Here is a 24,908-nt window from a genome sequence, read left to right on the forward strand (position 1 = left end):
CACTAAGTGATGTGCCGCCGGAACGAATCAGGCGGCAGAAAGTTGAAAGGCGGATGTCAGCTGCAGAGGATGGCGGCCCTGACCGGGTCAAGGGTGATAAGGCCGGACAACAGCGCGTCCATTTCCGGTTGAATGCGCATGCGTTCACTTTCGCTACGCGCTGCTCTGGCACGCAGCAACTTCAGTCGTCGGGCTCGCACTTCGAATAATAAGGTTGGTTCCCACTGCGCAAGCGTCAGTGCACCTGCCTGCTGGTTAAGTTCATCCAGCAGATGCAGTGCCATTTCACTTTTGCCGAACTGCTCGCAGATCCGCGCCATCAGCAGGCGCAGCAGCCACTGATCTTTCGTATTGCTGATGCCCGGACGCATTTGCAACCAGGCAAGCGCGGCTTCGACGTTTTCCGCTTCCGCTTTTTCCACTGCTTCGTTTTCCAGCGACAAAATGTCGTTATCCGGGCGGGAAACCGGCGTGTCGCTTTCTGTTAAGCGCACATCGCCCATCACTTTCTGCGCGATCCAGCTGCGCGTCACCTCATCAGCAAACGGCGTGCCGTCTGAATACGAGAGCATTTCAAGCCCCGGCAATCGCGACAGCAATCCGTTTAAATCCTGCTGCACGATATTCGCCAGCGTCGCGCCCTTATCTTGTCGATTCAACGCTTCGCAGGCGTACCACTGCAGATCGAACCACACGTGATTGATCGTCTGACCAAACAGCGAATCAGTCAGTTCCAGCAGTTCCATCCAGCTTTGCTGCACATACAGGCGCTTAAGGTGTGCGCGGTGATCGGGTTTTGGCGGCAGCAAGCGGGTATTGCCGCCGGGCCCCAGCGCAGGAAGATTGAGGATAGTATCCCAGCGCACGCTTTTCATCAGATGGTGCGCTGAAAGCCAGCCGCCGGGCTGCTCGCGCAGGTAGTTTGCCAGCACTTTTGCCTGCGCCTTGAGCGTTTCGCCGGAGTTGACCGGCGCAAGTACGGCAAGAGCTAAATCATCCACGTCCGCATGCGCCGGGCTGTTAAGCGGCACCATCGCGCTGGCTCCGCCGTTCTGCGCCAGCCGCAGTTCCAGCGCGCGCAACAGCGGTTGAAGCCCGCTGCGCTCGTCTTCATTAAGCGCATCTTCAATCAGCAGCAATGCACCGCTGATGCGGCAAACCCGCGCGATATCGGCTTCCGGCCACAGTGTCAGGCTGTCGAGCATTCTGGCGCTGCCGAGCCAGGCCAGCGCGCCCTGGCGACTGCGGCTGCGCTGCGGATGAAGCTTTCCACCAAACTGATGCAGCGCAGCTGCCAGCAGTTCAAGTCCTTCAGCCAGCCCCTCCTCACCATGCTGATGCAGGCGCGCCCAGGCGTAAAAGCTGATGACCCGGATGTCCTTGCTCACGGCTGTCAGCAGTGATTCAGACAGACGAGCGATCGCGTCGGTATCAAACCCGGAAAGCTTGTTCACCTCTTCACGGATCTGCATAAACTGATCGTCGTAAGCCGGATCGTCTCCGGCGGGCAACACTTGACTGACCGGTTCCAACCAGCGCGCCCAGTCGCTGCAGCGTTTTTTAGCTTCGCTTCTGAGTGTGGACTCATCCACGCCGCAGGCGCGAACAAGTTCTGTCATCGCGGTCATTATTCTGCTCCCTCCATGTCGGTAGTGATGTCATCCGTAAAGGTTTCGCGCGGGGCCATCGCCTGGGAGGCACTCGCCGCATCCACGCTGAATATTTCCGTCGGCAACGTAAAGCCGCGCAGGCGCAGCAGCGCCAGTGGACCGTCGCGCATCTGCGTGCGCAGCACCCACGTCAGGGTGCGTTTATCCGGCGTGGTGAAGCTCAGCAGCCAGCGGCTGCGATCGAGGCGCTCACGTTTACCCTGCTCCAGCCAGCGGATAAAGCCCCAGGTGCCGGGATAATCGCCGTAAATCTGCGCGCTGCTTTTCACGCCGGTCCAGGTCAGCAGCGTGCCCGGCTTCAGGCTGTCGCCCGGCCAGCGCATCGCCTGCCACGTCGCCATCTGGTTGAAATAGCGTAGCGGCTGACCATCCAGCATCAGCTGAGTTTCCACCACGTCTGGCGCGGCGCGGCCCTGCAATTCAAAGCTGATGCCCTGCGTGCCGTCGGTAAACAGAATATCGGAGAGCTCGCGCAACTGGTTAACCGCCCTGAGGAAGGCAGGATTGAAGGTCAATCCCTGGCTGTGCGCCGCATCCGGCACCCAGCTGCTGCCCTCTTTTTGCAACACGCCACCGAGACGGCTGCTGAGGAAGCTATCGATGCGTCCGGCGTCGCGGCGGATAAACTCCGCCAGCATCGGCAGTGACGCGTCGCTTTGCCCGGCGGCAAACGGATAGCGCCCGTCAAACGCGCTGCGCCAGTTTTCCACGATGGCGCGCTGCCACTGCGCGTTCAGGCTCACCGCCGACGGCTGCAGGATGGTTTCCCACGCCTGCGTCAGGGGCTGCACGAACATCGTCTGCCCGAATCCGCTCCACTCTTCGCCGAGGCTCGCCGCCATCAGGCTGCCATATTGCTGGGTGTCGGTGAGATCGACGCTTTTGCCCTGGAAAACCGTCTGCGCCAGCGTTTGCAGCATCTCCTGCGGATCCGGTGCGGCCGCGACCTGCTGCAGACGCAGGCGTACGCGGGTGATGCGGGTTAAAAAGGTTTGCAGCGTCAGGCTGCTGTCGGCGGCCATCAGCTGCGATCCGCTGTTTTTGCCGGTCAGCGCCAGTAGCGGGCCGAAGGTCACATCCAGAGGACCTTCGGGGCCGGTGGCTTTCTGGCTGATAACCGGCTTGTCTTTCTGGCGGATCAGGTCTTTGGCTGAATTGATCAGCGTGTCGGACAGCGCCTCGCGCTGCTGCCCGGTCTGCCCCTGCCATGCCAGCGTGTTCATCAGCGCAATCAGCGGCGACTGGCGCACGTCGCTCATCAGCGTCAGCTGGTCCGTGACGTCGGCAATGTTCTGCGCCGGGTTGAGCCGGATGCCGTTGAGGAAGTTGAGCCAGCTGGCGGCAAAGTCACTGAAATAGCGCTGGGTTAACCGGGCCTGCAGTGCTTCCGGGGAAATCTCCTGCGGCACGGCGCTGCGGGTATCGCTGAGCACCCAGTCGATTTCATCGCGCCGGGTGTTGGCCGCTTTCTCAATCTCCTGGCGCACGCCGCCTTCCCACGCCTGGCGCGTATACACGCCGGGAACGTTGTCATCGCTGCTGAACAGCCGGCGCATATCGGTGCCCGGCGTCATATCTTCCAGCGTCAGATCGGTGTAGTTGCGGCGTACGTCGCGAAGGATGTTTTGATACAACGTCATCTCGGCGTTGCGCTGCCCGGTCTGCAGCAGCAGCACCTGACGCACCTGACTCAGCAGCGACGCATCGGGCTTGATGCGCCAGCCCGGCTGCGACGGCAACGACGCGGCATAGAATGCCCATAAATCCGGTGCCAGCGTCTGCCAAAACGACGTTGAAATGCCAGGATATTCCGGCTGAACGGTCGCCATGGTCTGCGCATAAAATGCCGGTTCAGCGCGCTCCGGGCGCGACATCATCAGCCAGGCCTTTAACTGCTGATATCCCGTCTGTGCCAGCGTGGCGCGTAGCGGGCTGGCGGCAGGCAAACCTGCCAGATAGGTTAATTTCTCCTCCAGCGCGATGCGGGCGGGTTCGTGGATCAGCTTATGTGCTAAAACGCCGTACCACGGCAGCAGCGCATTATGCAGCTGCTGCGTATGATTAATGCCGAAGCGCTGATACCAGGGCGCGCCGTGCTCCAGCCAGTGTTGCTGCTGCCCGAGGTCGTTACGCAGGCCGTGCAGCGCAATCAGCTGCGCATCATCAGCCTTCGCTGAATTCACCAGCACCTCAGCTTTATCCACCGCGCTGACAATCTGATGGCGGTTGAACAGCGCAGACGCCAGCATGCCCGCGCCAGCAAGCAGCATCAGGCTCAGCAGCGACCAGGCCAGCGTCTGTTCCCACGGCAGCCCGGTGCGACGACCTCTGGCGCGGTCTGACGCGATACTCTGCCAGAGCGCGCTGTCGGATAATGCATGAGGATGCACGCTGTCCGGCGCAGGCTTTGCTTCCGGCAGGCTGAACATCAGGCCACGCAATAAACTGCGACGGGCCGGGTCCAGCCACGGCGCTAAGCGCTGCTGCCAAGCCTGGCTTTCACCGCTGGCAAGCTGCTGCGACAGACGCAGCAGCCAGTCGTGGCTGATGTTGTGATCGATCTGCGCCAGACCGCGTTCACGTAACGGAGCGACCAGGCTTTCGAGCTGTTGAGCTATATCTTCCGGCAGCACTTTCGCCGGAAACACTGCGCCTACCGCGTTGTTTTCACGCTCTGGCTGCGGCCAGTCACTGTGACCGAGCTGCCAGATCCACACCGGCGCACGCCAGCGCAGCGCGATGGCAATTTTCTCCAGCGAGCGCATCGCTGCATCGCTTTTTTGTGGTGTGAGAGCGGTATCGGAACCGTGCACCAGAACAATGCCGTCCAATGGGCGACTGCGGCGTAGTTTTCGCAGGAATTGAACCGTCGTTACATTCTGCTCAACCTCCAGATTCGCACAATGAATCAGTACGGCCCCATCACCTTCCAGCCACTGCTGTTTAACCAGGCCGGGAATCAGTAATTCAACAGCGGCAGTTTCGCCAGTAACCAGTATCAGGCGCATTTTTTTGCGCCACAACCAGCCATAGCGCGCACTGAGATGCTGACGTAATGCCAGCAGCGTCTCATGCGAACTGTTTTCCGTAATCGCTTTTTTAGATGCTGCAGGTTCTGAAGTGACGGTTCGTTTGATCCACAAACGCCAGACCATTACTGCAATTACAGTCAGGCTGCCCGCCATGATCCAGACCAAAAAGCTGACCAACAGTAGTGGGCGAAGCTGTTCCCACTCAGTGGTTAGCTGTAAAGAAAGCCACCACCAGAGTGCGCTGCCGAAGAGATCTGCAAACGTGATGAAGATAAAGAAGAGTGCTGCGGTGGCCACCGGTGAGATTGCGGCGGGCTTTTGAACCTTATCCATAGGTTTTGACTATTCCCGTGGTGTAACCCGCAAGCGGATCGCGTGCAATCCAGCCGTTGGGTTTTCCTTGCTGTTGCGTATGAAGTGCGGCGAGTGACATGACAACCAGCGCTTCCAAACGTCCTGTGTTTCCCCAGTTACCGTCCTGAATATGGTGCGTCAGATTCCAGCCGCTGGCAGCGGGCATATCATTTTCAGGCAGAGAGAAAAGCAAACAGGCATCTGGCGGCTCGCTTATTTCGCCCTGTACCATGGCGCGTAAACAGGCAGCGGCAAGTGCATCAGCATCACCCGCATCGCTGATTTCACCACGGGTTAACTGCACCTCGCCTTCACGGCCTGCCAACCAGAGTACCGCCGCTTCGCCAGCAGGCAGAGCGGCACCTGCCGTGGCGAGATACGATTCGCAACCAGCGACGAGAATAGTTTGTTCTGCTGTAAGATGTGGCATCTTCTCTGCGATTGCCGACAATGAAGCCTCTCCCAGCCAGCACTCGGGATATTCCGGCAATGAAAGTTCAGGAAGAGTCGCTGATGCCTGTTGAATGAAAGCCTGCCAGGCCTCCTGCGTGCCCTGCCAGAAACAAATATTGGGGGTTGTCAACAGCGTATCCGGTCGCTTTTCCCGCCACTTCATCACCAGTAAACGTGCCAGTTGCGCTTCGCGCGTGGCTTGACTTTTACTGAAGATCTGCGGTAACCGCAGTGCCTGACCGTTGGATTCCAATACAGGTTGCGGCACTCGATGGTCTCGTAGCAGCAGCCTATACCAGTGTTGTAGCTCCGTTCCAGCGGGGCCAAGCAATACGATGTGCTGAAGACCAATTGCCTGCCTATGCTGGCTCCACCACTGCTGCTGCTCGTACTCCACGAGTTGCTGATGAAAGCTGTTGTTATGCCGGGCGCAGCGATACCACAATATGCGCGTGAGCCAGGCTATCAACAGCAGCATCATAATTACAGCCGCCACAGCTATGGTGTTCAGTCCACGCTGTTCCTCTGGCGTGAGTAAAGCGATTACCGCAGAGCTGAAGGACAATAATGCGGCACTGATAAGCAGCCAGCGCTTATTATTAGGTGAGGCAGATTCAGGGCGCGGCGGAAAAGAAGGTGGCGGCCTCACGATGCGATACCGCAATCCGGGAACGAACTGACCAGCGTGCAGCCACATGCGCATTTATGGCCGTGAAGTGCGATGGGCTGACCATCAATTTTTGCCAACGAGCTACCTTCAGCAATCGAATTCATTCCGTGAAAATTGCACTGAACCGGATCGCCGACAACGGCGATACCTTTACCAAAACAGAGATAATGTCCTGCCAGAACTTTACCGCCGAATTCCCGTAAGGCATCGCCTTCTCGAATGACTTGTTTCATTGGAATTCCTTTTCTTAACACCAGATATCTCGATAGGGATTATTAACTACTTATCTGTTTAAAGCCTGCTATGACCACAACTCTGTTATCGCCGATTTGGTGCTGACAAGCTGTTCCTCGTTAATAGAATGCTGGATGACATCACTTCCTTTAACTGTATTTGTCAACGCTAACTGAACGGGTAATTTGGATGTATTTTCTACTTGAAGATTTTCCGACGAATTTATCAGGGAAATTTTCTGGTTGATGCATGTACCAGAAGCTTCGGCTGAAGCTGTTGGCATTTTCTCATAACGTTCAACCACTACGCCAAGCCCTAGAACGGCTTTTTTCATTCGCCACTCAAGGAAACGACCATATTTAATTATCGGTGTGACGGTCTTACTCATCACCTCACCAAAGTAGATCATGCGGTAAAGGAAATAACTTCCCCAAGGTTCTCTGTCACCAAAGGTTCCATGCAGAAACCAGGCTCTGGAGTCGTGTATCTGATCATCGAACAATGCAACAACCAAGTTTTTAGCAGCAGAGTCATCGTTTTGTGATGAGAATAATATCTTAACTTTATCGGTAGCCGATTTTTTTATGCGTTCATATTCAGCAGATTTATCATCATCACTGAATATGTAAACAAAGCTACTTAGGCTATCGGCAAGACGAAAAATATAATTACCAGTGCGTGGTCGAGGTTTTTTTTGATAATCGGCACGGAACTCTTCCGCGGCTTCGCGTAATTGTGTTTGACCCAATGCAGGATCAAAATCCTTTATTCCTGGGGGTAGTGGAATATATTCACTGTCCCAGTGTGACATTCTTAGCTTTGTTCTTTCACCTTCAGTTTTAGCTTGAGCTTTATCGCGTTCTGATTCAGATTCCTCCCTAACATCGGGGGCGCTATCTTTGTCCATTCCATCTGCGGCGGAATCGATGTAAAAGCGTATTGTTTTATAACTTCCATTTGCATAGCGGCCGATACGCCAGGCTGTAATCCATGATAATTGTTCATCAAAAGCTTTTATAATATTAACAGGAGCTCGGCATGGATTATATTTGCTCGCCCCCTCTGTACCAAGAGCATCCTCAGAAGAATTAGAATTGAGAGTGAATTCTCGCCAAGAGTTAAATCGGCTGATTAGGTCTGGCGATATTACAAATTCAAGTAATTGATCAGCTTCGATAACTCGCCACTCGTCACTCTGCATATCGTCTGGTAGCGAAGATTTTCTAACTTTTAAAGGTGCTCCTGCATTAAAGGATGATGCATACATTTCATGCAATGTAATCTGAGATAATAAACTACCATCGTTCATCGCAGTTGCTTTACCCTGATCACCAGGGGGATAGCCGCCGCCAATATCAGAGTGCATTCCGGGATAGATGACCTCTTTGGCATAAGAAGGATAGGTACCATCATGACGGCAAATAGAATCAACAGGGAAACATAAACGCTGTTCGTGTGATGAAACAAAATGCACACAGTTTTTGATAAGCTCATTATCAGGCAATTCCATTGCATCATCAGCCCATCCCATATGTCCTTCTGCAAATGGGGCAATGTGAGCCACACCAACAGAGGCTACTGTATCAAATAATCCCAAAAATTCTACGCTCAGAGGGAGTTTCCAATCAGCTTCCTCAAGTGCTAGACAAGGTTTCGGCTTTGCATTTTGGTTCAATCCTCCCGGCAATAGCCGGACTAACCAATTAATAAAAGCTCTGGCGGATGCAGCACCACGAGAAAAACCATAGACATAAAGCTTAATGCCTAACAGCTTAGGTTTTCCAGGTTCAGGTTGTTTCAGTGCCAGCTTGAGACTGGGTTCGATATCTTTTAATAATTTTCTGAACTCTCTCAATCTTGAGAGATACCCGGGCACCGAACTGGATACGATTTTGTTCGTCATCGCTTTTACAGATTTCCAACTCTCAGCATCGGACAGTTCAGGCAATCCCAGCGTGCGTCGTAGTGCATCGATAATTCGAATCAATGCCCAGTTAATTCTTTCTTCACCATAAGTTGCCGCTGCAAGTCCTGGTGTACTGTAATCAAGGTCCATCACTTCAGGAAACGGAGTTCCGACACCAGGAATATAATATTTATAGTATTTATTCCCAGATGTATCCTTAGGATCAACCAGTGTCTCACCATTACCTGGAACCCCACCTGCGTATCCTTGACCAATAGTGGCACGAAATAATCGAGCTATATTGGTTGGATGTTTTATTTTAGATAAAAAAACATCATTATTGATATTATTTCCCGTACCATCGAAAAAAATACTAATATGTAATGTTTTACAGCAAGGAGGTTCAACCCTACGATCAGCTGCTTCGCAAAGCTCATTTCGATATGCGAGCTCAAAACTATCTTGTAGCTTGCAATTATCACCAACCAGTGAAGGCCTATCCGGCAATCTTCCATCTCTTGGAAATATAGGAGGATACCAGACTAAATCAGGGTTTATTTTTGACATGATTTAGGCTCTTCCATTTTAATAGACTCTTTAATTGGATATTTAGGATTTCCATAACCAATACAACTGGTTGTCACTTTTATATTATCGCAAGGTAAAAAATGGACAGTAATACCACAAGTATCTTCTCCATTATAATCTGGGAGCGGGACAGTCTTACTAAGAATCCTGTGACTAGCTTTTATTTTTTTCTCCCATATTAAATACTCGTCCCAGTTTTGATAACCGGGAAAATCATCCGTTGATGATTCGCCTGTTTGCCAGTCAACCTTAACAGTCATTCCTGGCTTCCATTTTCCTATAACTCCAAAACAGCAGCCACCACCTCCACCCTGCCAGGGACCAATGATATCAATTGCTGATTGATTATTTACACTAAAATGATTGATTGCCCAATGTGTATGATTTACTCCTTTGATTGTACCGCCTCCGCCACGAGCATCATCACCACGATCACACCCCGTGATGAAAAAAAACGCTAGAAAAATAAAAAATAATTTAACAACCTTTAAATTATTCATGATTTGCACTCAGTAGGTTCCTTCATTTCAATAGGTTCTTTAATTGGATAGCTTGGGCTTCCATAACCATCACAACTTGTTGTCACTTTTATCTGATCGCAAGGAAAAAAATGGACAGTAATGCCACATGTTTTTTCTCCATTGTAATCTGGGATAGGTATAGTTTTCGTGATGTTTCTATGACTATTTATTATCATCTTTTCCCATGCACGGTATTTTTCAGTATTTTCAAAGCCAGGAAAATCTTTAGTGGAAGCCTCACCTGTTTGCCAATCGACTTTCACTGTCATTCCTGGCTTCCATTTTTCTGAAACACCAAAACAGCAACCGCCACCTCCGCCTTGCCAGGGACCAATAATATCGATAACAAATTGATTATTTACACTGAAATGATTGATTCCCCAGTGAGTGTGATTGATGCCTTTAATCGAACCTCCTCCACCACGAGAACTGTCAGTATCATCGCATCCTTTAAGTAACAATAAAGCACCAGCAAGAATTAATAAGTAGGCTTTCATAATGGATTTATAATACTTGGCGGAGAATCATTTATAAATAAACCATTAGCAATACCTTTTATAATCCATTCATACCTTTCTTCTTCAAAGAGAACATGATTTTTGGTTGCATCTAACATGCCATTAAAACAATAAAAAAACTCAGCTTCTTTTGAATTGAAGTAATGTTCAGGAAACGGTTGATATCGGAGATATTGTTTCGCATCTGATAAACACATCAGGCTTTCAAATTGATGGTCGGTTAAGGTGAAAGGCTGGCAAGGTACACTATTCTCTCGAATAGAACCGTTCCCCTGTTTTAAAACAGGTTTTCCATCTCTATCTAACCAACTCCAGAACAGTGCAGGATTGTTAAGAGCCTGTTGCTGATCGTCATTAAGTATATGACTAAATAAAAAAGGAAATAACCGACAATCCCAAAACCGAAAAATCCCTGGTCTTTCCTCGTGATTAGCATCTGTACACTGCCCAAGCCATTCAGATAAGTCTTCAAATGACCAGGAGGAGCCTATTACCATTAAAGGCGCATGGCTTGCGACTTCACGAGCAAGCTCATACATCCAGATAATTTGCTGCTCTTTTTTCAGATTAATACGTACTAATAGTGGAGCATCTTCTAAATAAATGTTCTCAGGCAATCCTTCATAAAGCGAATACCATCTAATCTCGGAACCAAAAGCTTTAAACGCCGGAATAACGGAAAACCCAGCACCACATTGATCAATAATAATATCAATGTGCTCATGTTCTATTTTTAGGCAAGTTAGCTCGACTTTATTCAACCAGTGACTAATGTTATCCATAATTACGTCTCCCTCGGCACAAAGCCTTGCGCCCGTTGCTGAGCTAATTTGAGACACTCTTTACAAACCGATGCAGGTAATTCAGGTAATGGAAACTCCTGACTTTGAGGACCATTGAAATCATGTTGGCCTTTAAGACTGATTAATCCCGGCCCATGAATTTCAATTTCACCGGCTGGTGAAAGGCGAATATATGCGCCACCACTTGCTATCGTAATGCCATTTTTCGCCGTGAGCTGCAGGTGACCTTGTGTGGATTGCACCGTGACGTCTTTAAGAGATGTTAAAGACAGCGTGTCGGCATGTGACTCCACCTGAAGCGGGCCTTTTGCAGAGACCAGACGCATGCCTTCCTGCTGGGCAAGCAGCGATATTGCTTTCGAAGCATTCGCTGACAGTCGCTGTGCACTGGCGAGATTCACTTCGCCAAGACTCTGTAAATACAGGCCTTTACCGCTGTTAAACAACATCCCTTCTGGCGTCACTGCACCGATCCCTTCCGGCGCGCTAATCAGCATCGCGGATCCTTTCAGTTCATCTGCATTTTTATGTAAGGACTTCAGTGTCTCTACGTCCGGCGAAAAACTCCGGTGTGTCTGAGTAACACTTCCCCACTCAGTGAGCTGATTGACCGCCCCTTTCATCAGGCTGATGGGTTGTTTCATCTCCAGCGCATTACCCTGCGCCGCCGTCTGTCCGTCCGCGCTGATAAACAGCCCTTTGTTCGCGCGGATGGCGCCCCAACTGTCGGTGCGCAGCTCGAAGCCCTCGCCGCGCGCCTGGCCTTCGCCGTCCACCAGATGCCCGAGGTTAAGCTGGCTTTTACCACCGTACTCGGTGCTGAGCTTGATGTGCTCCTGGCCGCGCGTGTCGTCGAGGCGCAGCTTGTTGTTCGACGGCGTGCGCAGCACGTTGCGCCTGTAGTTGCGGATGGTGACGTGATCCGCACGCGACGAATCGTGCAGCACCCCGGCAATGTACGGACGGTCCGGGTTGCCGTGCTCAAAGCCAATCGCTACCTCGGTGCCCGCCAGCAGCGGCAGGTGCAGGCCGTAGGTGTCGCCGGCGAACGGGCGCGACTGGCGCACCCACAGGCTCTCATGCCCGCTTTCCCAGCCCGCACGATCAAACAGCATATTGACGCGATAGCGTCCGTCGCGGTCAATGTGCCCGTAGGTGTCGTTGGTGGTGGTGCTGGTAATGCGCGCCGGTAAGGTGCCGGCCATCACCGGGCGCGGCGCGGGTTCCGGACGGTAGCTGTAGCGGCCCTCCGCCGGGATGCCCTGAAACAGGGTTTCCATGCTGCTGTCGCGCGCCGCGCGGCAGACCAGCGAGGTGATAACCACGCCGCTGCGGAACGCCTCCGCCGCGTTGCCGCCGCTGGCGCGCACCACCACGCCCGGCATCAGCGCCGCGCTGCTGGACCTGGCGCTCAGCTGCGCCTGACCGTTGAGGTAGCGCTCGTGGCGCAGCCGGGCGTAGAACGCGCCGCTCTCGGTGGCGGGAGTCGCGCTGTACGCCTCGCCCGCCTGCAGGTAGTTGTCGGCCCAGTGATAGGCTTCGCCGTAAGTGGTCTCGTCGCCGCCGGTGACGTCGGCCCGCGCGTTCATGTCGGCGGTGGCATCGCGGTAGTTGTAGTCGCGAGTGCTGACGGTTTTCTCCACCACGCGGTAGCGGCTTTCCATCGCCCAAACCGACTCCACTCCGCTGTCGTGCAGGCCCGACGGCGGCACCGCGGGCAGCGTCAGCCCGTTCACGTAGCCCTGCGGGCCGTCGTAAAACTCCACCACGTCGATGTTGAGTCGCGTGTCGGTGGTGAAGCGGAACCAGATGCCCACCTCCGCCAGCAGGCGCGAAACAAAGCGCAGGTCGTCTTCGTCAAACTGCATCACCTGCTCGCGCTTCGGGTAGTCGCGGCCGAGGTTGAACACAAAGTCCTGCCCGCGCATGCCGTGGCGCTCGCGCAGGATGGATTCGACAATCTGCGGCACCGACATGTCCTGCCAGATGGCGTTCTGTCGGGTGCGGGAAAGCAGCGCCAGGCGCGGCTGCAGCGTGATGGCGTAGCGCGCTTCGTCGGCAGACGCGCCGAGCATATCAAAGCCGGTGACCATGCCCTGCACCTCGCGCAGCGGCCCGGCTTTATGCAGCAGCTCGCTAAGGCTCTGCGGCGATGGCAGCAGCGTCAGCGACGCCGGTTTCAGCAGCATCGCTTCGCGGCTGATATTTTTGTCGGTGCTGGTGAAGATGATGTGCCAGCTGAACGGCGCACTCAGCGCTTCTGTTCCTTCGAAGCTGAGCACGTCCAGCGGTGAGGTGCTGTCGGTGACTTTCAGCAGATGATGGCTGTGGCTGAAGGTGATAATGGCCGTATCTGTCATGGTGAAATCCTTTTGTTGCCGCGTACAGAAAACCGTCGTTCACTCAGAACGTAAAGGTCACATCGCCTTCTTCACTGGTACCCAGCGTCAGGCTGTTGCTCAAGGTGCCGCTGGCGCGGTGCTGCAAAATCATCTGGCTCAGCACCGGCAGAATCTGCTGATTAAGCAGGCTGTCGACGTTGCGCGCGCCGGTGTCCGGCAGCAGACAGGCGTCGGTGAGCATGTCGTACAGACCTTCGCCGATGGTGGTGCGGATGCCATAATGACGTTGCAGCCGCTGGCTGACCTGCCTGAGCTTCATTTCCACAATAATGCGCATCGCCTCGCGCACCAGCGGGCGGTAAATCACCGTCTGGAAGCGGGCCAGCAGCGCGGGCTGGAAGTGGTCACGCAGGATCGGTCGCAGGCACGCCTGAAGTTCGGATTCGGCGGCGTCCGGGGTTTCTTCCAGCAACTGCATCAGCGAATCGCTGCCGAGATTCGAGGTCATCAGAATGACGGTGTTGCGGAAGTCGATTTCGCGCCCTTCGCCGTCGCGCATAAAGCCACGGTCAAACACCTGATAGAACAGGTTGATGACGTCGCGGTGCGCTTTTTCCACCTCGTCGAGCAGCACCACGCTGTACGGGCGCTTGCGCACCGCTTCGGTGAGAATGCCGCCCTGGCCGTAGCCGACGTAGCCCGGCGGCGAGCCTTTAAGCTGGCTGACGGTGTGCGCTTCCTGATACTCGCTGAGATTGATGGTGATTAACGACTTCTCGCCGCCGTACAGCACATCCGCCAGCGCCAGCGCGGTTTCGGTTTTGCCGGTGCCGCTGGTGCCGACCAGCAGAAACACGCCCTGCGGGCCGTTTTCCGAGGTGAGTCCAGTTTTGGCGGCGCGCAGGCGCTGGGCGATGGCGCTAAGCGCCGCGTCCTGGCCCACCACGCGCGTGGCGAGCTGGCTTTCCAGCATCAGCAGTTCCGCCTGCTCGTTCTTCATTAATGAAGAGAGCGGTACGCCGGTCCAGTCGGCAATCACGCCCGCCACAATGCGCGCGTCAACGTCGGCGGTGAGCAGCGGCTCGCCGGGCTGCAGCGCGTCGAGGTCGGTCTGGAGCTGTGTGATGGCGCTGCGCTGGCTAGCGTCCTTGCGACCTTCCAGCAGCTCATGCATCAGCGACTGCACGATGCCGAAACGCTGCTCCAGCGCCTCCAGCTCTTCATCGGTTACCGCAATCAGGCCGGCGATTTCGGCCAGGCGCTCCTGCGGGATGGTGCCGCCGAGCGCTTCATCATCAAGAATGGCGCGCTGTTCAATGTTCAGCGCGTCGAGCTTCGCTGTTAAGCGTGTAATGGCTTCCGGCGTGGTGTCCTGGCTCATGCGCACGCGTGCGGCGGCGGTGTCGAGCAGGTCAACCGCCTTGTCCGGCAGCTGGCGTCCGGTGAGGTAGCGGCGCGACAGCGTGACGGCGGCGCGTACCGCCGCGTCGGTAATGTGTACGCCGTGGTGTTCGGCGTAGCGCGATTTCAGGCCGCGCAGCATCAGGCAGGCGGTATCGTCATCCGGCTCGTCGACTTTGACCATCTGGAAGCGGCGCTCCAGCGCGGCGTCTTTCTCGAAATACTGTTTGTACTCGCTCCAGGTGGTGGCCGCGATGGTGCGCAGCTCGCCGCGCGCCAGCGCCGGTTTCAGCAGATTGGCCGCGTCCGCGCCGCCCGCCTGATTGCCTGCGCCGATAAGGGTGTGCGCCTCGTCGATAAACAGCAGCACCGGCTCTGGCGCAGCCTGCACTTCGGTGATGATGTTTTTCAGGCGCTGTTCGAACTCGCCCTTCACGCCCGCGCCCGCCTGCAGCATACCGAGATCCAGCGTATGCACGCTGACCGGTTTGAGGCTGTCCGGCACGTTGCCCTCAGCAATGCGCAGCGCCAGCCCTTCCACCAGCGCGGTTTTACCCACGCCCGGTTCGCCGACCAGAATCGGGTTGTTCTTGCGGCGACGCGACAGGATATCCACCATCTGGCGGATTTCGTTGTCGCGGCCCAAGACCGGGTCGATTTTGCCGCTGCGCGCGTCGGCGGTGACGTCGCGGGTAAAGCGGGCAAGGGCTTCGGCGGTTGGCGCTTTTATCGCGCCTGGATCCTGAAGCGTGCTTACCGGCATTTCCTCCGGCTCCGCCTCCGGGCGTTCATCCGATTGCACTTCCAGCATCGGTTGCAGACGTTCCAGCTGGCTCATGCGCAGACTCAGCAACGACCACAGCCCTTCACAACGCACCAGCGACGGCTGTTCGGCCAGCGCCATTAGCAGATGGACGCTGCGGATTTGCGAATTGTTGTCCTGCATTGACGCCATCAGCCACGCCTGCTTTAGCAGGCTTTCGAGCGAAGCGGAGAGCTGGGGACGCCCGCGCACCGCGCGCGGCTGACGGTCGAGAAACACCAGCAAATCCTGCCAGATGGCGTCCATATCCCACTCGTAGCGTCTCGCGATCACGGTGATGTCACCCTCGCCCTGTTCCAGTAGTTTGAGCAGCCAGTGTTCCGGCTGAATTTCGGCGTGCGCGCGGGTCTGGCACAACGACGCGGCGGCTTCAAGCGCCTGCGCGCAGAACGGGTTAAGGCGACGCAGCAAGGCGGCTGACTGACTGTCCATAGCAAAATTCTCCTGATTAGGGGCACGCTACCGCCCGTCGCCGTTTACCGAAGCGCATAAGGTCAGCAGGTCTGATGTGAAATGACTTGTGGTTTCACCCGTCGAAGATGGAATCACCAGGCATCTGGCGTGGTGCGTATTAGGGTCGCCATAAATGGCGACCCTACGATCAACGCTGGCGATTACGCTAAATAGTTCGTGCTGGAGCAAGGCGGCAAGTGAGTGCAGCCCCGGGAGCTTACATAAGTAAGTGACCGGGGTGCGCGAGCGCAGCCAACGCCGCTACAGCGCGAAATATGACGCGTAATCAGGCTGTGGCGCGTTCGTTCCATGAGTCCGAATGAATAATGTTGCCGTCTTTGTAGGTCCAGGTGATTTTTTCGTAGCGCAGCTCAATCTGTTCCAGATGATTGTGCTTCTCTTTGGACGGGTCCTTAACGTCATGCATCACCGGATTGACCTTCACCACCTTCACGTTCTCCAGCTTAGTGTTGAAGTACTCCACTTCCTGGCCGGCATCGCTGATGCGGTACCATTTGAACTCCGCCGACTTCAGCGTCTGACCGGTGGTCACCGCCTTGTAGAGGTACGGGCTGGACGAGTCGATTTCCTTGGTGAACAGAAACGGCGTGTGGATACGCGTGCCGGTCAGTTTGCCGGTGTTGTTATCGGTCGGGATGTAGAGGTTGTGCTGCTGCGCCACCACCTCAATGCTGCCCTCACGATCCTGCACGTCCACCGATCCCTTGATGTCCGCACCGCCGTCGTCCTTCAGCCACAGATAAACCGGAATTGCCATGTTGTTACTCCTTTTCTTCATGATTGCCGTCACCATCCTGTGATGACGGGGGGATTACGTCCGGTGCCTGGCAGGCATCGGCCTGCGGAACCAGACTGATTTCAACGCGCCGATTGGCTGCGCGGCCTTCGGTGGTATCGTTGGACGCCATTGGGCGACTCTGGCCAAAGCCCTGCACCGCGAAACAGCTTTCATCCACATCACCGGTATCGCGCATCCAGTCGCGTACCGCTTCGGCGCGCTTCAGCGACAGGCGCTGGTTGAGCGTCGGATGGCCGGTATCGTCGGTATAACCCGCGATTACAATCAGCCAGCCCGCGCGCGCTTTGATGTTGACCAGCGCGTTCACCATCACTTTGGTCGAGCCCGTTTTCAGATCGGATTTGCCGGAATCGAACAGCGACATCGCATCCAGACGCACCACTGTTGGCTGAGGTTTGGGCTTCGGCACAGGTTTAGGTTCAGGCTTAGGTTCAGGAATCCATGAACTGATGGCGTGCAGCACCGGCAGACGCAGATGACCACCCTGATACAGTCCCAGCCCCAGGCGCAGCGGCGCACCCTGACGCGCATAGCCGTCGAGCTGGCTGGCGTCCTCGCGCAGTACCTGCACAGCAGCAAGCTTCGGCACGTAGTCGTTCATGGCAATGCGGTTGTAGTGTTCGAGGTCGAATACGATGCGACGGATCATCGACTGGTTATTCCAGGCCACCGCACAGAGTGCGATCACAGCGGCAATGGCGAAGGCCGTGATCGCGATGCGCAATGCGCGGGTTCCGGGCGTCACGCCATGGCCTGCTGGAAGCAGCGGAAGAATAAAGTCGGGAAGGATGACGGGCGTATTCGCTGCGGCACCGGCGCTGCGGATGGAGGTGTGCTGCCACAGCCAGGCGCACCACAGAGCGTCATTGCCAGTGCCAGGCGTGGCGGGTTGCAGCTGCAATACACATGCGGCGGGTATCACGGCGGCGACATCACTGTGCGTCTCCGTCAGCACGCGTAACACATGCTGACGCGCCCACGCATCCAGCGAGTTGAGCAGGACCTGCTGCTGCATCGCCACGCTGCCCCCCGACTGCAGCCATTCGCTGGTGCAGCGCGGCGAGGCGTCATCCAGCCAGATTTGTGGGCTGTTTCCCGCCAGATGAACCTGCCAGAGCGGTTCGGCGCACTGCGTCATCTCGCCGGCAATGCCGACATTGAGCAGTAGCGGCAGCGACTGGCGTGTTTCACGGCGCAGCAGCGCGATTTGCCAGCGCAGCGCGAACAGCGCATTTTCCAGCACCGTGCTTTCCTGATGTTGCTGCGGGCTAATACTCAGAGAAATGGAAATCTGCCGGCCCCAGTCAGGGCGTTGCAGCAGCAGCTGGCGCACGCTGTGTTGCAGTTCACTGCTGTCACCCACGCGAATAAAACAGCCCTGCGGCAGAACACGTACCACTTCCTCGTCTGACAGGCCACTTGCATCGCAGCACAGCACCACCGGCTGCCGATAGGCTGCATCGGGTAAATCCGTCCATTCCTGACTCACCCCTTGCCTGCGGCGGCGCAGCACTCTGAACGTTACCGTGCCAGTCAGCATCAGTATCGCCAGCAACACGAGGAAATCGCTGCTGCGCGCAAAGCTCAGAAACTGCGTGCACAGCACCGCCGCAAGCAGCCAGATCCAGAGCACCAGCAGGCGTGGAAGCAGCGGCTTCATCCTTTGACTCCGGGCAGCAGTGTCGTGATGAGGTGATCGAGCCAGTGATTCAGTCCCCACCACAGCGCAGCCAGCAGCAGCGCGGTCAGACCAAGACGTGCAGGCCAGCTACTGAGCCAGCCTGTGCGCAAGCCACCGCTTGCCAGCGATAACAACGGTGCATCCGCCGCACGCGTGAAAGGGGGGACACGTTTAGTCAGCGCACTTACCAGTTGCTGGCGCGCAGGCGTATCGGTAGACACATAACCGCCGAGAAAACCCAGCAGCATCACGCGATGAAAGCAGGTTAGCACCCTCTCGTCGGCTTCCGGCTGTGCGAGAACCTGCTGCATGCGATCGCACAGCGTTTCACCCGCGTCCATGGTTTGTAAAAAATGGCCCTGCAGTGGCATGTGATACCACTGCAGGCAGGCATCATCCTGCACGCCGCGTCCTTTCACCGCCTCATCCAGCAGTGCGCACTGCGCCAGCAGAATGTTATGGCAGCTCTCGCGGCTGACGCCCGCTTCACGCAGCGCCAGCTGCACGCGCTCCGCATCAGCGACGCAGCGCTGCCACAGCGTCAGCCCTTCGCCGTCGGAAAATGTCGGGCCATGACGCAGGCTGATCACCTGCAGCCAGGTGTTTTGCAGCAGCGCATCAATATCAGGAGGTTGTGATGTCGTATTCATGATCTCAGCACCGCGAAGAGTTCCAGTTCCGGATCACCCAGCGTGCCGGGGACATAAAACATGCAGCTGCCGCTCTCGAGCATGGCGCGTGCCGCCGGATGCGACAGATCCAGCGAGAAATACTGGTTTTCCAGTCGCAGCGGAATGGCGGCCGGCACATGGCTGAGCGGCTTCAGTGGGATCCCCAACTGCGAGCTGTTTACCAGCGCGATGACGTCATCGGGGCTGCCCACTTTGCACTGGCGCGGGAACTGTTCCTGCAGCTGCGCCACCGGCAGTGGCGAGCGCACTGACAGGTAGAAGTCGGCTTCCTCGCGCAGACGCGGATCGTTGAGACGCGCCTGCCACTGACGCAGCCGGCGATCGTGGCTCATCTCTATCGCCACCATGCGCGACGGCAGGCTAGCTTCCAGCAGCGTGCCGAGCAGGCTGAACAGCGGCGGAAATACTTCATTGAGGTTGTCATGCCGGTAAGCCGGGATGGCCTTCACCTGATGCTCCAGCGAGAACGTCAGCAAACTGCCCGCCAGCCTTGCCAGCTCCGGATAAAGCCGTTCCGGCGGGCTTTGCGGATGGCGTAGAAAATCAGCCAGCAGCGGTTCGGCGGTGTTGAGCGCGTTAAGCAGCCAGAACAGCGATACATCGGCGACGGCAAAATCGGCCATGCGCTGGTTGCTTTCGCGGCGCATCGACATCAGCCGTACCAGACGGGCACGCAGCTGCGTCACCAGCTGTTCAAGTGCTGTCACCAGCCACGGGCTGGATTGCAGCGTCAAAAGTGGCGGCAGGAACTGGCTGTCCAGCCCCCAGCCGCCCTGCGCATCCTGCTGCAGACGCGCCACGGGGCAGGTCAGCCAGTCGCTGTTGTCCTGATGTGCATAACGCAGCGTTAGTTCAGGCTGTAATACCGCAACCTGACGGGTGTCATCCCCGAACAGGTTGCGGATATCGCGCCAGCGCTGGCGGAAGCGCACCGGTCGCTCGGCCACGTCGCTCTCCTGCAGGCAGTTGCCGCCGTTGGCATAGAGTTGCGGCAGCGCCAGAACAACCGTCACTACCTTCTGCTCCGCCTCAAGTGTCAGCGTCGGTGGCAGCGGATCGGCGTTATAGGTATCGACCAGCGTGCCGTCGCGAAAGCGCAGATGCAGATGACGCGGCTTGAGTCGGCCAAGCTTCAGCGCGTCCGGCTCAAACTCCGCCTGCAGCACGCCCCAAGGTTGGTTAAGTCCCATGCGCGCAATGCACTCGCTGTGCCACGCCTGCCAGGCGAACTGCTGCTGAAAGTGCTGGGGCGAGATCATGGTGCCCCGGCCCCAGAGTGGTTGTTCTGTTTTCATCCCTTATCGCCGCCTTACGCTTTAGCTTTTGGCATCTGCGACACCAGCGACAGGTTCACGTCCATGCCTTCCACCTGGAAGTGCGGGATAGCGAACAGCTTGACGCGGAAGAAGCCCGGGTTGTCTTCGATATCTTCCACCAGCACCTTCGCATCGCGCAGCGGGTGTGAGGATTGCAGCTCGTCACCCGGATCGGTCATCTCGGTCACCAGCGTGCTGACCCAGGTGTTCAGCTCCAGCTCCAGCAGGCGACGATCTTTGGTGGTGCCGATGTTTTCGCGCTGGATCAGCTTCAGGTAGTGCGCGATGCGTGACAGCAGGAAGATGTACGGCAGACGCGCATTGATGCGGCTGTTAGCGGTGGCATCGGCGGTGTCGTAGATTGCCGGTTTTTGCGTCGAGTTGGCCGAGAAGAAGCAGGCGTAATCGCGGTTCTTGTAGTAGGAAAGCGGGATAAAGCCGAGGTTAGCGAACTCGAACTCGCGGGTTTCCGGGATCATCACCTCAGACGGGATTTTCACCTGGTTACCGGTGCCGAGATCGTAGAGATGGATCGGCAGATCCTGCACCGCGCCGCCCGCCTGCGGGCCGCGAATTTGCACGCACCAGCCGTTGCTAATGAAGCTCTGCACCATGTTGGCGGCGAAGGCGAACGAGGCGTTAGTCCACAGGTATTTATCGTGGTCCGGGCCTTTCACTTCTTCGATATAGTTGAAGCTGCGCACCGGCACGGTGTCCGGACCGTACGGCAGACGACCCAGCACGCGCGGCATGGTCAGGCCGATATAGCGGGAATCGTCGGTATCGCGGAACGACTTCCATTTAATGTATTCGGCGCGGTCAAAGTAGTTGCCGATATCTTTGATGGCAGCCACCTCTTCCATCGACTCTTTCAGGAAGAACTGCGGGCCGACCGATCCGATGAACGGCATGTGCGCCGAGGCCGCCACTTTTGACAGATTGCGCAGCAGCGCCACGTCCTGCGCGGAGGCGTCGAATTCATAAGCAGAAATTACCGCGCCAATCGGCTCGCCGCCCGGCGTGTCGTATTCAGCTACATAAGTTTGCAAGTAAAGGCCGCTCTGGATGATTTCCGGCGCATCTTCGAAGTCCTGACGCAAATCGTCTTTCGACACGTCCAGCACTTCAATTTTTACGTTCTGACGGAAGTCGGTTTTATCCACCAGAGACTTCAGGCCGCGCCACGCTGATTCCACCTTCTGGAATTCATCGTGATGCATCACCGCGTCCAGCTGGCGGCTGATCTGGCGGTCCAGCTCGGCGATGTGATGATCCAGCAGGTTTTTATCCAGCTTTTCGACTTTCGCACCGCTGATTTTCAGGCGCGTCAGGAACACCTGCATCGCGGCGGTGACGCGCTCGTCGGCGGTAGCATCAGACATCGCCTGATTGTCCTGCCAGACATTGAGGTCACTCAGCTCTGACACTGGATTGAGGTTGATTTTTTCAAACAGTGAAGCGTATACGCCGCCCGCAGCAGGGCGATCCAGCACGGTGGTTGCGCCATTGGCATGGGTTTCATTCTGAACTGACATCAGCATTCTCTCTCTATAGTCCGTTACGGGGATAATCAGGCTTGATCGGTGGCTAACGCAGACAGCTCGCTGCGCAGTTCGTCGCTGAGTGCCGGATCTTTCAGGATGGCTTCCAGCTCTTTGCGGAAGGTGACGTTATCCAGCAGGTTAGATTTGAGGTCGCGCAGCAGATTGCGCATCGCCAGCATGGCGCGCAGCTGCGGGATTTGACGGGCAACTTGCTCCGGCTCGAAGTCTTTAATGTCGCGGAAATTAAGCGCCACGTTCTCTTCGCTACCGTCGCCGGCCAGCGTATTCGGTACGGCAAAGGACACCGCAGGCGCGATATCGGCCAGCACGCTGTTGAAGTTGTTTTTGTTTACGTTGATTTTTTCACGCTCAGACAGCGGACGGCCTTCCGCACCGTTGCTGAAATCGCCGGTGACCAGCAGTTTAAGGGGAAGCTCAGTTTTCTTAGCCGAACCGCCCGTATGCAGGTCAAGCTTCAAATTGATACGTGCTTTAGGGATTTCATTCTGATAAGAGTTGCTCATGTTTACTCCTTGTAAAAATGGCGCGGAAAGCACGCGTAGGCACACTTTCCCTGTGTGTTACCGCGCGAATATATAGCTGATATTTTAGGAAGGCAATCAGGCAAAGTGATCTTTTCGATCTGATTTATATAGGAAATTTCTGATGATTTAGATTAAATCACTGATGGGAGATGAGACAGGGCCCAGGATAAATCTCAAAATAAAGTTTTCAGGCCAGGCAGATCTAATCCAGGTGAAACGTTTACATCAATCAATAATTTAACGTTGCTAACTTTTTTTAGAGGCAGTTGGGGGAGAGATATCAGCGACAAAGAGAAGGCACCCGCTCACACTATAAGCGGGTGCCTTAGGGAGGAATTTTATCCTGGCAGGTTAACTATTACGCTGTAAGTGACTACTTACAAATGCGCGACAGCGCGCAGAGAGAGGATCACTGAATACTTGCTGCGGCGAACCGGCTTCCTCAATTTTGCCCTGATGCAGAAACACCGCTTTGTTAGACACATCGCGTGCAAAGCCCATTTCGTGCGTCACGATAATCATGGTGCGCCCCTCCTCCGCCAGGCTACGAATCACGCGCAGCACTTCGCCCACCAACTCGGGATCAAGCGCTGAGGTCGGTTCATCAAACAGAATCGCTTTCGGCTGCTGCGCCAGCGCACGGGCAATCGCCACGCGCTGTTGCTGTCCCCCGGAAAGCTGCGATGGCCAGGCGTTGCGCTTCTCGTACAGCCCGACTTTTTGTAACAGCGCTTCAGCCTCTTCAATTGCCTCTTTACTGCTGCGCTTCTGCACATGAATCGGCGCTTCGATGATGTTCTGCAACACGGTTTTGTGTGGCCAAAGGTTGAAGCCCTGGAAGACAAAGCCGAGCTGCATACGCATCAATTTGATGCGGCGCTGCTGTTCACGGCTCAGCTTTTCATCAGGATTATCGATAGTGACCACTTCGTCACCCACCGCTATTTCCCCACCCTGCGGCACTTCCAAAAACGGAATGCAGCGCAGCAAGGTGCTCTTGCCTGAACCGCTGGCGCCAATCAGCGAAATCACGTCGCCATCCTGAGCCGTTAAACTGATGTCGTGCAGTACTTCGTGCCCGCTATAACTTTTTCTGAGATGGCTCAGGGCGATAGTGGGTTTACTCATGGACGTGCTCCAACCTGATAAGGGGACAAACGACGCTCCAGCAGCGCCACCGCTTTACTCACCAGCACGGTCAGTAGCAGATAGATAATCGCTGCGCTGATAAACACTTCCAGCGCGCGGAAAGTCTCAGAGACAATCGAGTCGGCAATGCCGGTCATTTCCATCAGGCTGATGGTGCTGACCAGGGAAGTCGACTTTATCATCGAGATAATTTCATTGCTGTAAGCTGGCAGCGCCTGACGCACCGCCAGCGGCAACGTGATACGCCGCAGTGTGGTGAAACGCGACATGCCGCTCACTTTGGCCGCTTCCAGCGACTGCACGCTCACCGCATTGAGGCCACCGCGCAAGATTTCCGAAGTGTAAGCCGCATCGTTAAGCACCAGCGCAATCAAGCCGCACCAGTAAGGATCGCGCAGCAACGGCCACAGCACGCTTTCACGCACCGCAGGCAAGCTGCCGAGGCCGTAATAGATCATAAAGATCTGTATCAGCAGCGGCGTGCCGCGAAATACCCAGACGTAGAAACGCGTAACGTAACTACCCAGACGATTCTGCCGCAGTAAATTGAGCAGTAACGCCAGTACGCCGCCGCCCAACAGCGATAGCAGCGCCAGATTAAGCGTTAACGGCAGACCGCGCAGCAAAGCAGCTAAGGTGTGCTGCAGGAAAGTGACATCCATCGTGGCTCCTTACAACCGCGCGCGTTGTTGCCCGCGCATGGCCACTTTTTCCACATAGCGGAAAACAAAATCGGAACAGGTGGTAATGATCAGGTAGATCACCGCACCAACGCTGTAGAAGAAGAACGGCATCTGTGTGGAGTTCGAGGCAGTGGAGATTTGGTTCATGGTTTCCACCAAGCCGGTGACGGAAACTAGCGCCGACTCCTTGATCACCGATTGCCACTGATTACCCATGCCCGGTAGCGCAGTTTTCAGCGCCTGGGGCACAATCATGCGGCGAAACAGCATCAAACGTCCCATGCCCGTTACCGTGGCGGCTTCAAGCGTTCCTTTCGGAATCGCGTAGAACGCACCGCGGAACACACTACTTTGATAAGCGCCGGAGATCAGGCCGATGGCGATCGCGCCAGCAACAAAGCCGTTCACATCAAACGGTCCTTGCAGGCCAAGACTTTCCCCCACAAACGACACCACCTGACGTCCACCAAAATAGAACAGGTAGATCACCAGCAGCTCCGGCACACCACGAAACAGCGTGATGTAGCCGTTGGCGAGGCGTTGCTGCCAACGCCCACCCCCAATCTGCATCCAGCATAGTAAGCTGCCGAGGATAGCGCCCAGCAACCATGCACATAATGAAACGGTGACGGTCACCGTGGCGGCGTTAAGCAACACGCCGCCCCAGCCTTCATCACCAAAACCTAAGATTTGCCAATCAATAGCCATAA

At 55.9% G+C, this 24,908-nt stretch carries 19 protein-coding genes; all 19 read right to left on the reverse strand.

From position 1 onward, the window contains the following. Positions 1 to 56 precede the first annotated feature (56 nt). The 19 genes from tssA to AC6I8K_RS22435 all read right to left on the reverse strand — a co-directional run bounded on the left by tssA (position 57) and on the right by AC6I8K_RS22435 (position 24,906). Positions 57 to 1,628 (reverse strand): type VI secretion system protein TssA, encoded by a 1,572-nt coding sequence (tssA, locus tag AC6I8K_RS22345; protein ID WP_497827634.1) that lies wholly within the window; start codon positions 1,626 to 1,628, stop codon positions 57 to 59. Then, a complete protein-coding gene (locus tag AC6I8K_RS22350; protein WP_497827635.1) occupies positions 1,628 to 5,035 on the reverse strand; it encodes an ImcF-related family protein in 3,408 nt (1,135 codons plus the stop codon). The genes tssA and AC6I8K_RS22350 overlap by 1 nt, the downstream gene beginning before the upstream one ends. Next, positions 5,028 to 6,212, reverse strand: a complete 1,185-nt coding sequence (locus AC6I8K_RS22355; protein WP_497827636.1) for a KPHS_23130 family T6SS system protein — start codon at positions 6,210 to 6,212, stop codon at positions 5,028 to 5,030. The genes AC6I8K_RS22350 and AC6I8K_RS22355 overlap by 8 nt, the downstream gene beginning before the upstream one ends. Beyond that, entirely contained in the window at positions 6,155 to 6,412 is a 258-nt protein-coding gene (locus AC6I8K_RS22360) for a PAAR domain-containing protein (RefSeq protein ID WP_497827637.1), read from the reverse strand. The genes AC6I8K_RS22355 and AC6I8K_RS22360 overlap by 58 nt, the downstream gene beginning before the upstream one ends. A gap of 68 nt (positions 6,413 to 6,480) precedes the next feature. Then, on the reverse strand, positions 6,481 to 8,886 hold the full coding sequence (locus tag AC6I8K_RS22365; protein ID WP_497827638.1) for a T6SS phospholipase effector Tle1-like catalytic domain-containing protein: 2,406 nt from the start codon (positions 8,884 to 8,886) through the stop codon (positions 6,481 to 6,483). Beyond that, positions 8,874 to 9,407: a Tli1a family immunity protein gene (gene tli1a / locus AC6I8K_RS22370; RefSeq protein ID WP_497827676.1), complete on the reverse strand. Its 534-nt coding sequence runs from the start codon at positions 9,405 to 9,407 to the stop codon at positions 8,874 to 8,876. Before tli1a (AC6I8K_RS22370) ends, AC6I8K_RS22365 begins: the two co-directional genes overlap by 13 nt. Next, the gene (gene tli1a, locus AC6I8K_RS22375; RefSeq protein ID WP_497827639.1) at positions 9,404 to 9,925 is read right to left on the reverse strand and encodes a Tli1a family immunity protein; all 522 of its coding nucleotides are present in this window, start codon (positions 9,923 to 9,925) and stop codon (positions 9,404 to 9,406) included. Before tli1a (AC6I8K_RS22375) ends, tli1a (AC6I8K_RS22370) begins: the two co-directional genes overlap by 4 nt. Beyond that, positions 9,922 to 10,728, reverse strand: coding sequence for a toxin Tle1 chaperone Tla1 (tla1, locus tag AC6I8K_RS22380; RefSeq protein WP_497827640.1), 807 nt, complete (start codon positions 10,726 to 10,728; stop codon positions 9,922 to 9,924). Before tla1 ends, tli1a (AC6I8K_RS22375) begins: the two co-directional genes overlap by 4 nt. A 2-nt stretch (positions 10,729 to 10,730) precedes the next feature. Further along, complete coding sequence (locus AC6I8K_RS22385; protein ID WP_497827641.1) at positions 10,731 to 13,109, reverse strand: type VI secretion system Vgr family protein; 2,379 nt, start codon at positions 13,107 to 13,109, stop codon at positions 10,731 to 10,733. 43 nt (positions 13,110 to 13,152) lie between these two features. Then, a complete protein-coding gene (gene tssH, locus AC6I8K_RS22390; RefSeq protein ID WP_497827642.1) occupies positions 13,153 to 15,747 on the reverse strand; it encodes a type VI secretion system ATPase TssH in 2,595 nt (864 codons plus the stop codon). A gap of 307 nt (positions 15,748 to 16,054) precedes the next feature. Further along, the gene (gene hcp / locus AC6I8K_RS22395) at positions 16,055 to 16,546 is read right to left on the reverse strand and encodes a type VI secretion system effector Hcp (RefSeq protein WP_064741351.1); all 492 of its coding nucleotides are present in this window, start codon (positions 16,544 to 16,546) and stop codon (positions 16,055 to 16,057) included. Between the two features lie 4 nt (positions 16,547 to 16,550). After that, positions 16,551 to 18,248: an OmpA family protein gene (locus AC6I8K_RS22400; RefSeq protein ID WP_497827643.1), complete on the reverse strand. Its 1,698-nt coding sequence runs from the start codon at positions 18,246 to 18,248 to the stop codon at positions 16,551 to 16,553. Beyond that, positions 18,245 to 18,919: a type VI secretion system protein TssL, short form gene (tssL, locus tag AC6I8K_RS22405; protein ID WP_497827644.1), complete on the reverse strand. Its 675-nt coding sequence runs from the start codon at positions 18,917 to 18,919 to the stop codon at positions 18,245 to 18,247. The genes AC6I8K_RS22400 and tssL overlap by 4 nt, the downstream gene beginning before the upstream one ends. Next, complete coding sequence (tssK, locus tag AC6I8K_RS22410) at positions 18,916 to 20,256, reverse strand: type VI secretion system baseplate subunit TssK (RefSeq protein WP_497827645.1); 1,341 nt, start codon at positions 20,254 to 20,256, stop codon at positions 18,916 to 18,918. Before tssK ends, tssL begins: the two co-directional genes overlap by 4 nt. 14 nt (positions 20,257 to 20,270) lie before the next feature. Beyond that, positions 20,271 to 21,818, reverse strand: a complete 1,548-nt coding sequence (gene tssC / locus AC6I8K_RS22415) for a type VI secretion system contractile sheath large subunit (protein ID WP_497827646.1) — start codon at positions 21,816 to 21,818, stop codon at positions 20,271 to 20,273. Between the two features lie 29 nt (positions 21,819 to 21,847). After that, positions 21,848 to 22,345, reverse strand: a complete 498-nt coding sequence (tssB, locus tag AC6I8K_RS22420) for a type VI secretion system contractile sheath small subunit (RefSeq protein WP_497827647.1) — start codon at positions 22,343 to 22,345, stop codon at positions 21,848 to 21,850. 372 nt (positions 22,346 to 22,717) lie between these two features. Continuing rightward, complete coding sequence (locus tag AC6I8K_RS22425) at positions 22,718 to 23,494, reverse strand: ABC transporter ATP-binding protein (RefSeq protein ID WP_064741357.1); 777 nt, start codon at positions 23,492 to 23,494, stop codon at positions 22,718 to 22,720. Continuing rightward, on the reverse strand, positions 23,491 to 24,177 hold the full coding sequence (locus AC6I8K_RS22430; protein WP_483818167.1) for an ABC transporter permease: 687 nt from the start codon (positions 24,175 to 24,177) through the stop codon (positions 23,491 to 23,493). The genes AC6I8K_RS22425 and AC6I8K_RS22430 overlap by 4 nt, the downstream gene beginning before the upstream one ends. Before the next feature lie 9 nt (positions 24,178 to 24,186). After that, complete coding sequence (locus AC6I8K_RS22435) at positions 24,187 to 24,906, reverse strand: ABC transporter permease (protein WP_008109228.1); 720 nt, start codon at positions 24,904 to 24,906, stop codon at positions 24,187 to 24,189. Between the last annotated feature and the right edge of the window lie 2 nt (positions 24,907 to 24,908).

Source organism: Pantoea sp. X-Soil-ISGK-421 (assembly GCF_059730785.1).

What these genes read in the sequence shown, in the direction of transcription:
- tssA (WP_497827634.1), bottom strand. Translation starts at nt 1,628, where the DNA reads ATGACCGCGATGACAGAACTTGTTCGCGCCTGCGGCGTGGATGAGTCC.
- AC6I8K_RS22350 (WP_497827635.1), bottom strand. Translation starts at nt 5,035, where the DNA reads ATGGATAAGGTTCAAAAGCCCGCCGCAATCTCACCGGTGGCCACCGCA.
- AC6I8K_RS22355 (WP_497827636.1), bottom strand. Translation starts at nt 6,212, where the DNA reads ATGCGCATGTGGCTGCACGCTGGTCAGTTCGTTCCCGGATTGCGGTAT.
- AC6I8K_RS22360 (WP_497827637.1), bottom strand. Translation starts at nt 6,412, where the DNA reads ATGAAACAAGTCATTCGAGAAGGCGATGCCTTACGGGAATTCGGCGGT.
- AC6I8K_RS22365 (WP_497827638.1), bottom strand. Translation starts at nt 8,886, where the DNA reads ATGTCAAAAATAAACCCTGATTTAGTCTGGTATCCTCCTATATTTCCA.
- tli1a (WP_497827676.1), bottom strand. Translation starts at nt 9,407, where the DNA reads ATGAATAATTTAAAGGTTGTTAAATTATTTTTTATTTTTCTAGCGTTT.
- tli1a (WP_497827639.1), bottom strand. Translation starts at nt 9,925, where the DNA reads ATGAAAGCCTACTTATTAATTCTTGCTGGTGCTTTATTGTTACTTAAA.
- tla1 (WP_497827640.1), bottom strand. Translation starts at nt 10,728, where the DNA reads ATGGATAACATTAGTCACTGGTTGAATAAAGTCGAGCTAACTTGCCTA.
- AC6I8K_RS22385 (WP_497827641.1), bottom strand. Translation starts at nt 13,109, where the DNA reads ATGACAGATACGGCCATTATCACCTTCAGCCACAGCCATCATCTGCTG.
- tssH (WP_497827642.1), bottom strand. Translation starts at nt 15,747, where the DNA reads ATGGACAGTCAGTCAGCCGCCTTGCTGCGTCGCCTTAACCCGTTCTGC.
- hcp (WP_064741351.1), bottom strand. Translation starts at nt 16,546, where the DNA reads ATGGCAATTCCGGTTTATCTGTGGCTGAAGGACGACGGCGGTGCGGAC.
- AC6I8K_RS22400 (WP_497827643.1), bottom strand. Translation starts at nt 18,248, where the DNA reads ATGAAGCCGCTGCTTCCACGCCTGCTGGTGCTCTGGATCTGGCTGCTT.
- tssL (WP_497827644.1), bottom strand. Translation starts at nt 18,919, where the DNA reads ATGAATACGACATCACAACCTCCTGATATTGATGCGCTGCTGCAAAAC.
- tssK (WP_497827645.1), bottom strand. Translation starts at nt 20,256, where the DNA reads ATGAAAACAGAACAACCACTCTGGGGCCGGGGCACCATGATCTCGCCC.
- tssC (WP_497827646.1), bottom strand. Translation starts at nt 21,818, where the DNA reads ATGCTGATGTCAGTTCAGAATGAAACCCATGCCAATGGCGCAACCACC.
- tssB (WP_497827647.1), bottom strand. Translation starts at nt 22,345, where the DNA reads ATGAGCAACTCTTATCAGAATGAAATCCCTAAAGCACGTATCAATTTG.
- AC6I8K_RS22425 (WP_064741357.1), bottom strand. Translation starts at nt 23,494, where the DNA reads ATGAGTAAACCCACTATCGCCCTGAGCCATCTCAGAAAAAGTTATAGC.
- AC6I8K_RS22430 (WP_483818167.1), bottom strand. Translation starts at nt 24,177, where the DNA reads ATGGATGTCACTTTCCTGCAGCACACCTTAGCTGCTTTGCTGCGCGGT.
- AC6I8K_RS22435 (WP_008109228.1), bottom strand. Translation starts at nt 24,906, where the DNA reads ATGGCTATTGATTGGCAAATCTTAGGTTTTGGTGATGAAGGCTGGGGC.